General features: G+C 48.4%; 10 protein-coding genes. 2 read left to right on the forward strand and 8 right to left on the reverse strand.

The window, feature by feature from the left end:
- Window positions 1-51 precede the first annotated feature (51 nt).
- Window positions 52-2613 (forward strand): alpha-glucan family phosphorylase, encoded by a 2562-nt coding sequence (gene glgP, locus WC647_09025; GenBank protein ID MFA6222445.1) that lies wholly within the window; start codon window positions 52-54, stop codon window positions 2611-2613.
- Between the two features lie 84 nt (window positions 2614-2697).
- Window positions 2698-3852, forward strand: coding sequence for a CaiB/BaiF CoA-transferase family protein (locus tag WC647_09030; GenBank protein ID MFA6222446.1), 1155 nt, complete (start codon window positions 2698-2700; stop codon window positions 3850-3852).
- Between the two features lie 115 nt (window positions 3853-3967).
- Here the strand turns inward: WC647_09030 and WC647_09035 are convergent, their stop codons facing one another.
- The 8 genes from WC647_09035 to WC647_09070 all read right to left on the reverse strand — a co-directional run bounded on the left by WC647_09035 (window position 3968) and on the right by WC647_09070 (window position 11631).
- Window positions 3968-4360 (reverse strand): universal stress protein, encoded by a 393-nt coding sequence (locus WC647_09035; GenBank protein ID MFA6222447.1) that lies wholly within the window; start codon window positions 4358-4360, stop codon window positions 3968-3970.
- Window positions 4361-4386: 26 nt separating this feature from the next.
- Window positions 4387-5106, reverse strand: a complete 720-nt coding sequence (locus WC647_09040; protein ID MFA6222448.1) for an ABC transporter ATP-binding protein — start codon at window positions 5104-5106, stop codon at window positions 4387-4389.
- Complete coding sequence (locus WC647_09045; GenBank protein ID MFA6222449.1) at window positions 5069-5845, reverse strand: ABC transporter ATP-binding protein; 777 nt, start codon at window positions 5843-5845, stop codon at window positions 5069-5071. Before WC647_09045 ends, WC647_09040 begins: the two co-directional genes overlap by 38 nt.
- A gap of 94 nt (window positions 5846-5939) precedes the next feature.
- Window positions 5940-6893: a branched-chain amino acid ABC transporter permease gene (locus WC647_09050; protein MFA6222450.1), complete on the reverse strand. Its 954-nt coding sequence runs from the start codon at window positions 6891-6893 to the stop codon at window positions 5940-5942.
- Window positions 6894-6896: 3 nt separating this feature from the next.
- A complete protein-coding gene (locus WC647_09055; protein ID MFA6222451.1) occupies window positions 6897-7763 on the reverse strand; it encodes a branched-chain amino acid ABC transporter permease in 867 nt (288 codons plus the stop codon).
- 96 nt (window positions 7764-7859) lie between these two features.
- Complete coding sequence (locus WC647_09060) at window positions 7860-9149, reverse strand: ABC transporter substrate-binding protein (GenBank protein MFA6222452.1); 1290 nt, start codon at window positions 9147-9149, stop codon at window positions 7860-7862.
- 109 nt (window positions 9150-9258) lie between these two features.
- Window positions 9259-10023 (reverse strand): glucose 1-dehydrogenase, encoded by a 765-nt coding sequence (locus WC647_09065; protein MFA6222453.1) that lies wholly within the window; start codon window positions 10021-10023, stop codon window positions 9259-9261.
- 57 nt (window positions 10024-10080) lie between these two features.
- Complete coding sequence (locus WC647_09070) at window positions 10081-11631, reverse strand: 4-hydroxyphenylacetate 3-hydroxylase family protein (protein MFA6222454.1); 1551 nt, start codon at window positions 11629-11631, stop codon at window positions 10081-10083.
- Window position 11632 lies beyond the last annotated feature (1 nt).

The following is an 11632-nucleotide window of genomic DNA, read 5'->3' on the forward strand; positions in this document are numbered from 1 at the left end:
CCGAAATTCTCTTCCGATCCAGTTTTTACCCGATTTGCATGAGGTGAGATGATGAAACTCCGCCACCTGATCGTTAAACCCGATCTGCCGGACGAGTTACAACCCCTTAGAATTATTGCCATGAACACGTGGTTCACATGGAACCCTGAAGCCAACCGACTTTTTCAGTCTCTCGATCCGGACCTGTGGGAAAAACACGGTCACAATCCAATAATGCTATTGTCACAACTCAAGGAAACCAGGATACGCGAGATTCTCGCGGACAACGTTTTAATAGACAGGGTGAGGGACTTAGAACGGTCATTTGATAACTATGTGAGTAATATAGAAAATTATTCTTTCAACCTTGAGCGCCCGATTGACTATCGTATCGCCTATTTCAGCATGGAATACGGGATTGCGGAATGTTTGCCGATTTATTCAGGAGGATTGGGCATTTTAGCCGGAGATCACCTCAAGAGCGCATCAAACTTGTGTTTCCCACTAATAGGGTTGGGACTTTTGTATCAAAAGGGCTATTTCAGGCAATACCTAAACATCGATGGCTGGCAGCAGGAGTCCTATCTTGATAATGACTTCTACAACATGCCTCTGGCGCCCGTAAGTGATGGGGCAGGCGGGCAACTCTCTTTCGATCTGGAAGTGGATGGATCTATAGTAAAGATTCTTATATGGAAGGTTCAGGTGGGCAGGATTCCGTTATATCTCCTGGATTCCTCCCATTCGTCGAATTCCGAAGCGGCAAGGCGCATAACCGCTGAATTGTACGGCGGAGACCTCGAAATGCGCATGAAACAGGAAATAGTCTTGGGCATAGGAGGAGCCCGTGCGCTTCACATACTGGGTCTCTGGCCATTCGTTTATCATTTGAATGAGGGCCACGCTGCTTTCGCTGCGCTAGAACGCATAAGACAATCGATGGTTACTTACAAGACATCATTTGAAATCGCAATGGAGGCTGTCACCGCGTCTACCGTATTCACCACGCATACTCCCGTGCCAGCGGGGATAGATCTTTTCCCCCAGGAGCTAATCCACAAATACTTCCGAAAATACATGGACTCACTGGGCATGACCGTCAAGGACCTCCTTGATCTCGGATGCGCCAATCCGGAAGACAGAACTTCTCCGTTTTCCATGGCTGTTTTGGCTCTTCGACTTTCACGAGGCGTGAACGCGGTCAGCAAACTTCATGGAGATGTCTCGAAGAAAATGTGGCGATCACTTTGGCCACATATAGAAGAAGACGATGTGCCCATAGGCTATGTAACCAATGGTGTCCACATACCATCGTATCTTTCCAAAGAAATGTCGGATCTGTTTGACAGGTATCTGGGTGAGGGATGGATTGAAGAACCCGACAATACCAAAATATGGTCGAGGGTATACAACATACCACATGAACAGCTTTGGACAGTGCACGAGACTCGCAGGGAGAGGCTCGTAAATTTCTGTCGCCGTAGGTTCATGAAACAGATGACTTCCGGTGGAGGTTCTACGTTGGACAAGAAAAGGGCCCGGGAATATTTGAATCCAGAGGCTCTTACCATCGGTTTTGCCAGGAGATTCGCTCCATACAAAAGAGCCGGCTTGATTTTATCGGACCCTGACCGACTTCTGAAAATCATGTCTGACAAGAGACGGCCTGTGCAGTTTATTTTTGCCGGCAAAGCGCATCCAAAGGATATGCTCGGTAAGGAGATAATCAAGAAAGTAGTTCATCAGTCTAGATCCGAAGGTTTCTGCAGAAACCTGGTTTTTGTCGAAGACTATGACATAAATGTCGCTCGCTATCTTGTCCAGGGCTGTGATTTGTGGCTGAACACTCCGAAAAGACCTAAGGAAGCGTGTGGAACTTCGGGTATGAAGGCTGCGGCCAATGGAGTCTTGAACTTCAGCATCCTGGATGGATGGTGGCCCGAAGCTTACGATGGAACAAACGGTTGGATCATCGGGACGGACGAAGAATCCCCCGATTCTGAAGATCAGGACAGAATAGACGCAGAACAGATATACGACCTGTTGGAATATGAAATTGTTCCGCTGTTTTTTGACCGTGGTCCGGATGGGTTGCCTCATGCGTGGATTGAGAAAATGAAAAACAGCATGGCAAAGATTTGTGGGTATTTTAATTCTCACCGCATGATTGAACAATATATGGAAGAGTATTACCTCCAGGCAGGGCTGGCTCACCAAATTCTCGGAGAAAATCGTCTAACTCGAGGAGCTGAGTTGAGTGAATGGAAAAAACGGGTTCGATCTTTGTGGAAGGATGTAAGAGTCCTCGATGTCTCAGCGCCCACCGGGGATAGAGTTTCCCTAGGGCAAACCCTAGAAGTTACAGCCTCTATTCAGCTTGGAAAGCTGCGAGATGAAGAGGTGATTGTAGACTTATGTCACGGAACCGTCGGTAAGGATGACAATTCTGAACGTTTGACACACCGCAATATCACGGCAATGTCGAGTGAAGCACAGCTTTCCGACGGGGTTTGGCGTTTCAAAGGAACTATTCATTGTGAAGAAACCGGGGTTTTCGCTTACTACCTTAGGGTTCTGCCTTTTCATCCATACCTCTTTAGCCCTCTATCAATGAACCTGGTATCCTGGGGATAGTGTTCGAAAATATAAATTGGAAATCGCTTTTTTGTTTGCTCGTACAAGAGCCGAAAAAGTAAGGTGATTTTGGAGTTCTAACTAGTGGGCGCTCTCGACGGAACTAAGGTAATTGATGTCAGCAGGCTCTTGCCTGGGGCTTTTTGTTCAACAATGCTGGCAGATCACGGCGCTGATGTCACCGTAGTTGAAGCGCCTCGCTTCAGAGAAAACCAGGTGATCGGGGTTGTTCCGATGGTTCGCAGGAACAAGCGTCATATTGCGCTCGACCTTTCCGGAGAGTCAGGCAAAAATATTTTCTACGAACTAGTGGCGCAAGCTGATGTATTGATCGAGGGATTCAGGCCCGGTATAGCGACAAAGCTGGGTTTAGATTACGAGTCCATTTGTAGGGTAAACCCTCGGGTAATTTATTGCTCGATTACAGGGTACGGTCAGGATGGGCCCTTACGACAAAAGGCCGGTCACGATATGAATTACATGGCATTAGCCGGCATACTGGACCTACTGAGAGACAATCATGGAGAACCCACCCAGCCCAATTTCCAAATGGCTAATCTTTCCGGGAGCCTCTACGCGGTCGTAGGCATACTTCTCGCTTTGTTTTCTCGAACCGTCACAGGTAAAGGCCAGTACATTGACGTTTCAATTACCGATGGATTGATCTCTCTGCTGGCGATTCCTCTTTCTTCTGTTTTTTCAGGATCTTTAATTCCTGGCCGCCCTGACAACAAGTCTCAAGAGACTTACGCTTGTTATCGTCTGTATAGGACAAAGGATAACCGACATATTTTTGTTGGCCCTTTGGAAGCCCATCTTTGGAAGATTTTGTGCGAGAAACTTGGAAAACCGGAATATACCGAGAAACAGTTTGACAGTTCATCCATCCCGGAGGTCAGTCGCGGGCTGCAAGAGATCTTCTCCAGGCGAGACCTTAAAGACTGGATTGAATTCCTGGGTGGGCCTGACTATTGTGTTTCTCCTTTGAACCGTGTCGAGGACCTTCCTTTCGAGCCCCAATTAATTGAGCGCCAAATGATCCAAAGAAATGATCAGGGTGTGCCAGTTCCGGGAGTAGCGCCCCGACTTTCGGAAACCCCTGGGTCAATACGAAAAGATTCTTATACCTTTGGGGGTGAGACAATAGAGATACTTACAGAACTTGGCTATTCGAAAGATTCCATCCTGAAATTGAAAAAGGAAGGCGTTATATGGGCGGCTGACTCAGCAACACTTTAGAGCCGGCAAGGCTAACATCCAAGATTTTAATCGGGGGATTGGCGCTCGGCGGTCCTCACCATATCAAGAACATTAACGATAATCACACAATTGCAATTGATGTTAAGAATCAGAGTTATTTCACAGTGACTACGGGGCAGTCTGCATTGAGAATTACGTGCCTGGCATTGGAACCAAAAACGATCTTGCCTACCGGTGAGGTTTTCTTGATCCCTACTATGATCTCATCGACGTCATGTTCCTGGGCGAATTGAACGAGGTCTTCCCCGGGAGTGACTCCGCGAACAAGAAGATGTGTCTCTACTGGAATCCCGCTCGCTGAAAAAAACTGCTTCGTATATTCGAGCCATTCCTTCGCTTGATCAATCTCACCGGCGGTCGTCTGCGATCCCTTTTTCAAGGAGTAAACCACGTAAACATAAGCGTTAAACGCCTGAGCATGCTTTTTGGCTAAGTTTAAGGCCTCCTTAGCTTGATTGGAGCCGTCATAACCTACAAGAATTTTCATGAGCCCACCTCCCTTAGGATCAAGGTTTAGAGAATAAGATAACGCTTTACAACATCTTCGTTGGACCAGATAGCCTCCATACTTGCTCCATGCACTATGGTCCCTTTCTCAAGAACGTAACCTCGATCACAGACCTCAATACAAAATCGCAAATTCTGATCCGCCAAAAGGATCGTAACACCATGTCGTTTTATGTCTTGTATAGTTTCGAGGAGTTTTCGAACAATCATGGGCGCAAGACCTTCCGATGGTTCATCGAGTAGAATCAGCGTTGGGTTCATCATGAGTGACCGGCCTAAGCTAAGTACCTTTTTTTCTCCGCCTGAAAAACTCGAGCCCTTTTGCTTCCGACGATCCGCTAACAAAGGGAATAGGGCCTCAACTCGTTCTTTGGTCCAGTATCCTGACCGTTTGGAGACTCTTCCAGCGATTTCCAGGTTTTCTTCGCATGTGAGGTCCGGAAAGATTCGTAAATCGTCTGGGATGTAGCTAACGCCGCGTTTTGCGATGACGTTCGGAGGTAATTTGGAGATTTCTTCGCCCTCGAAACGAATTGAACCGTTCGTAGGGGGGTTCAGGCCCATGATGGAACGCAGGGTCGTGGTCTTTCCCATTCCGTTTCGTCCCAGCAGGGCTACTGTCTCACCTTGTTTCACTTCAAAAGATACGTTTTGAAGCACATGCGCCGTACCGTAGTGGACATCTATTTCATCTACCTGCAACACCATGCGCAACCTCTTCCCCAAGATATACCTCCCTAACTTGAGGATTCATCTTGATTTGTTCGGGTGAACCATCCCCAATGATTTGCCCTCGATGCAAGGCCATAACTCTATCCGATAAAGAAAAAACTATATCCATGTCATGCTCAACGATGGCAAAGGTAACTTCACCCGTTTTCGAAAGTTGCCGGATCCTTTCGAGGATCCTTGACCTCTCCACCGGATTCATCCCTGCCGTAGGCTCATCAAGGAAGAGAAGACGTGGTTTCGCTGCAAGAGCAATCGCAACTTCAAGAAGGCGTTGGTCCCCGTGTGAAAGCGACCTAGCTGCCATGTAAGCCTGGTCTGAAAGACCGACTTGATCCAGGACGCTTTCCACCTCTTTTCGAACTTCTTTGAGGCTTGTTACTGGCCTCATCATACCCCTCGCCTTTCCCTTGAGCGCAAGGACCGGAATGGCGAGGTTTTCGAACAGAGTGAGATTACCGAACACGTTAACAACTTGAAACGAACGACACAGTCCTTGCCTTACCCGTCGATGAATCGGCTCACTTGTGACTTCACGGCCTTGAAACCAGATCTCTCCAGAATCCGGGGCCTGCAGTCCGGTTAACAAGTTGATCAACGTCGATTTACCTGCGCCGTTGGGACCTATGATAGAAGTAATAAATCCGCTGTAAAGGCAGAAATTGAGGTCCTTGGCGGTGACAACCGCCCCAAAAGCCTTGTTCAGCCTTCGAACATCTAACAAAATCTCACCCATGATTTCTTTTCCCTATCAGCGCAGTCAACACGAATTTGGTATAATCCTTCCGCAGTAGACCGCTGGTTCAGCCAACCGATCATCGGTCCTCGTTTTACACTCTAAAATGTCGTTTGAGGATGTCTGCTGTCGATCCAACGATGCCTCCTCGGAATCCGATGATAATTGCCAGCAATAGTACTCCGAACCATAGCATCCAGTTGTAAGTGAACCGTTGGAGAATCTCACGAAGCGCGACAAAAACGACACTACCTACCAGAGGGCCTGAAAAAGTGTGCAGACCTCCGATAAGACTTACCAGTACCGGCTCGGCTGAATGACTCCAATGAGCGGAGAACGGGGCAACATTGCTCTCGAGTAGCACTGAGAGCGTTCCGGCCAGTCCCGCAAACGCGCCGGATACGGTAAACACTCCAAGCCGGTAGCCCTTAACCGATAGGCCGGCGAATTCGGCTCTAATGTGGTTCTCTCGAATTCCGGCAAGTATCAGCCCGAACGGCGACATGTAAATACGATGGATAAGAAAAACGCTAATAACAAAGAAAAAGAGCACGAAAAAGTAAAATTGATAGCCCTTCCTGATGGGGATGTTCACAATGCCAAGAGAAATGGCTGTACGTGGAATTCCGTAAAGGCCATCGTCTCCACCTGTAATACTTCTGAGGTTCCATATAAGGGCAAAGACCATCATCCCGAAGGCCAGAGTTAGCATGGCAAAGTATATTTCAGTATGCCGAACACAAAAAAAACCGATGCAAAGAGACAAAACTGCCGCTACGGCTACACCGACAAGAATTCCCAAAAGTGGATTAGAGGTGAGGTGGATTGATGTTATAGCCAGCCCATAAGAACCAGTCGCAAAGAAAGCGGCGTGTCCGAATGACAACAGTCCGGTTCGCCCCAGCAGCAGATTGTATCCAAGGGCAAAAATCGCGAGTATCATTATCCTCGTCACCACATATAGGACAAATGGGCCGCTAAAAAAACCAATTATGACCAAAACAACCAAACAAGCCAATGATAGTAAGTGTTTCCAGTATTGATTCATAGGTCAGCCTTCTGCAAAGAAACCTTGAGGTCGCCATAGTAAAACAGCGGCCATGAGTCCGAAGGTGAGAAACATATCGAGCATTGGCATAAATCTTGTCCCGAAAGAACTGAGAAGGCCGACCAATAGAGACCCCAAAAAAGCACCTTTTAAGCTCCCTAATCCGCCAATGACTACAACAATGAAGGCTGAGATAATGATAGCCTCACCCATACCAGTCGTCAGGAGTCCGACGTAAGGGACCGCCAATGCTCCACCCACGGCTGAAAGCCAAGCCCCGAAAACAAACACGCCAGTGTAAAGTTGAGGCACGTTGACGCCTATAGATAGGGCCATTTCACGATCTGACGCCGCGGCCCGGACTATCCGTCCCCACCAGGTCTTTTCCAGCAGGCCATAAAGGCCAAGCGCAACTAGAGGGCCAACGACAATGATGAAAAGGCTGTATACCGGAAAATCGCGGCCCACTATAGAAATTGACTCGGCAAGGCCGGGAACTGCCGGTGAGCCTATGGATCCAGCCCCCCAGATCATTTTAACCAGGTCGTCAAAAATTAGGACCATCGCAAATGTAAGCAGGAGCTGGTAGGGCAGTTCCAGGTGATAAACACTACGTAGAAGAAACCGCTCCATGAAATATCCCACAGCGCCTACAACCAGTGGCCCAAGCAGAAGTCCAAGCCAGAAATTCCCACCCATGGCATGCAGTACAGCGAAACATAAATAGGCCCCCAACATATAGAAACTGCCGTGCGCAAAGTTCAATACTCGAAGGACACCAAAAACCAGAGTTAAACCACAGGCTACCAGCCATATAAACATACCGGTTGAAATTCCGGCAAGGCAAACGTGGACGAGCGATTGCAACATGAGCGCCTACTCCCTGACTTGAACTTCACAACAAATGTGTCTAAAGAAAGCAAAGCGGAGTGACATGCGTATCACTCCGCCTCCTGAGATTTAATTTCAGTCTTTAAATGGAGGATGCGTCCCCGGTCCCTCGAATGGCGGACGATTGAAAAATTCTTTCGCCGGAATGACTATCTCCTTGCCCATGATCTTAAACGGATATTTCGGATCAGCTTTTGTTAGACCCCACGGAACCTCGTACATAGCCTGATGATCTTCCTTCCGGAAGACGCGATTGCCGGCGGGAGAATCAAGTTCCATACCTTCCAGGGCCTGAATGACTTTGGCTGTATCCTTTGATCCAGCCGCCTCGACCGCCTTCTTGAACGCAAACATCGTGGAATAAGCGGTTTCTGAAACATAAGCGGGATAGTGATTCCATCGTTTGTGGAAACGGGCGACAAACTCCTTGTTCCGTTCAGTAGTCGGATAAAGGAAAAAATACCTGCCGGAAATCCAGATGTTATCAGGCATCTCGGGACCCAGTCCTTCCAGGACATCCATCGCCGCACCCACTGGAAGCATGACATGCTTGATTTTGTCGAATAAACCGGCCTGCTTGGCCTGCTTTATGAGAGTAATCAGCTCACCTGCCCAGACTACAGAGTATAGCCCCTCCGGTTTGGCGTCCAAAATTGTGTTTATGTGCGGTCTAAAGTCTGTGGTACCGAATGGCGCCCACGATTCGGCGGTAAACTTGACCCCTGGTTTCAGCTTTCCAAGAGTGTCTTTGAACATGTTCCATGTCGTGTATCCATATTCATACTTGGGGTTTATTGTAGCCCATGTCGTGACCGGCAAATCTTTCGCCACGAATGCCGCCGCATTCCCGTCTTGATATGTCGGCGTGCAGATGCGGAAGACTTGCTTGATACCTTTTTTGAAGACTTCATCTTCTGTCAGTTTTTCGGTCGCAGCGTGAGTGACCATTAGCACCCGATCAAGCTCAGCGACTACAGGGGCCATTGCCAATGCCTGACCTGATGAATCAACTCCGGCGAGAAAATCGGCCCCCCAACTATCAACAAAATATCGCGCGCCCTGGATACATGCAGGAGCTGCTAATGTGGAGTCGCGAATCTCAAGCTCCACCTTATTTCCTGCGATGCCGCCAGCGGCGTTAATTTCCTCCACACCCATCAATGCGCCCATTTTGTGAAATTCGCCGTATCCGGCAAGCGTCCCGGAGAGGACTGTCAAATAACCAACCTTGATTGGACCCTTGATTTTCGGCGTGGTCGCCCACAAACCCACAGGTTTCACAATCCCGGTCCCCAGAGCCGATGCGGCTGCGGTTACCAAGCCCGCCTTCAGAAAATTCCTACGCGATGTTCCCTGCTCATCCATATCCTCACTCCTTTCTTTTCGGCCAAATTCAGGCCGTATGAAATTCAGCCTTCCGGCCATTAGCTAAGGACCCTTTGCGAAGACACATTCTCGACGTCAAGACACTGTCTTACCAGATTGTCCAGCCTCCATCGATAAAGATGGTTTGACCGGTTATGAAATCCGAGGCTCGAGAGGCGAGGAAAATAGCGATTCCAGCAAGTTCGTCCGGCTGTCCCCAACGCCCCATTGGGGTCCGTTCTACAATAAATCCATATCGTTCAGGATCATTTCTCAATTGCGCTACTAAGGGAGTTTCAAAATAGGTGGGACCAATAGCGTTCACGTGAACACCCTGTTTTGCCCATTCCAGAGCCATTACTTTTGTCATCTGCACTACGCCTCCCTTGCTGGATGCGTAAGCCAATTGTGAGGGAAGGCCAACTGCGCCCAAAATAGAGGCCATATTGATTACTTTGCCGTATGATCGGGAAAGCATGTCCGGGACCACTGCTTGGGCCATCAGGAAATAGCCTTTCAGGTTGGTATCCATCACGAGGTCCCACTCTTCAGAACTCAATTCGAGGACCGGCTTTCGTACGTTTACGCCCGCGTTGTTTACTAGTATGTCTATCTTCCCAAACACTCCTAACGTGGATTTCACGGTATCGTTCACGCCCTGTTTATCCAGAATATCAACGCAGAATATTTCGGCTCTTCGACCCAGGGACTCAATAGACGTCTTGACCGTCATCAGATCATCCCGGTTGCGCGCATAAAGGGCCACATTAGCGCCGGCCCCCGCCAGAGCGATTGCAATCGCCTTTCCAAGGCCCTTCGACGCTCCTGTGACAACAGCCACTCTATTCGTTAGATCAAACAAATCTCTAAACATACGAATTCATCCTTATGGTATTGCCGGTTGCCCATCTACAAAAAATAGAAGAGAAAACTATTGAGTAACGCGACGGCAAATTTGCACGTTTTGCCCTCGCAGTTTTTCGGCCATCTCGTCCATATAATCCTTCTCGGGTTTTCCTACTATGTTTTCAAAAGTTTCGTCGCGCCGTATGCCAAGAATCGTCTCGGCCAGAGAGTCTTTGTCCTCTAAGCCTCCACGACGGGCTATAATTATTTTCTGAGCGGCCGGCGAACCGGCCCCGTGCATGGCTTCCGGCAGTCCTGCCCCCACGGACATGCTTTCAACGAGCCTTAGCATCTTCAGTATGTTACGTACGTCCACCCCTTCTTTACCGGCAAAGTAACCGGTAATTACCTCACCTAATTCCTGATTGTTCAAATCATCTTCTGACGGAAGAGTGATTATTTTTCCTCCCGCAATGTCTTGAGCGATCCGCATCCACTCGTAGACCATTTTGGTAATATTCAGTTTAGTAACGCTTGCCAGCAATGGATTGATGTTATAGGCCCCAGAGGGGGTTTTTCGCCCCTCATACGAACATGCTAGCGAACATGACCAGCAAGTCTCCGCCATAGCCATCATATCGGTAAGTTTATCGACAATATGTGACGATTTGGCTACACCGTGGGCATCCGCCAACCAGTGGGAAGCGCCGGCTACAACGTCCGCCAACCCAACCTTGCATCCGCCGTAGTTGGCGCGATGATGGCCAGCGAATATTTCTACTAATTGACCTGCGAATTGGTATTCGCCCGCCATAAAAACTCTTCCCCAAGGCACAAATACATCTTTGAAAATTATGAGGGCTTCTCCACCCACATTGGCGTACTTGGGGTTCCCCGAGTCCAGGCTACCATCAAGTCGACGAGTGTCGTTGGTCTGGCGGGCAAAAACTAACTTGATTCCTTTTGTATTAACCGGCGTCGCGAAAGCAACCGCAAAATCCTTATCTTCCTCACCCATCGCTCTAGTGGGCATAACAATGATCTCATGCGAATTAACGACACCGGTGATATGGAGTTTGGCGCCGTTAACTATTATTCCCTCATTATTTCTTTCAGTTATGTGCAGGTAAAGATCGGGATTTTTTTGTTGATGTGGCCTGAGACTTCTGTCACCACGAGCGTCGGTCATGGCGCCTGCGGACATCAGATCATGTTCCTGAACATATCCTAGAAATTCTTTGAACCGTTGGTGGTAAGAAGTCTCAAGTTTGGCGTCCATTGCATATGTGATAGCATACAGCGCATTAAGACCATCCAGACCTACACAGCGCTGGAAACACGTCCCAGTCTTCTGACCCAGCAACCGCATCATTCGAACTTTTTTGACCAGATCATCGATACTATGGTGAATGTGAGTGAATCGATTGATCTTCTTGCCGGTAAGATGAGAGGTCGCCGTCATGATCTCAGCGTGTTGAGGATCATGAGCAAGTTCATATGTCATGGCTGCAGTATTTATGTGAGGAGCGAACATAGGCTCGTCGACCACATTGGTGATCCTTTCGGCCATGAAATAGACCTCGGGTCTCAATTCCCGCAAAGATTCTATGTAATCTCTCCCAGTCATCATTGTCATA

Source organism: Desulfomonilaceae bacterium, from assembly GCA_041662605.1.
Taxonomy (GTDB): Bacteria; Desulfobacterota; Desulfomonilia; order Desulfomonilales; family Desulfomonilaceae; genus CAJBEZ01.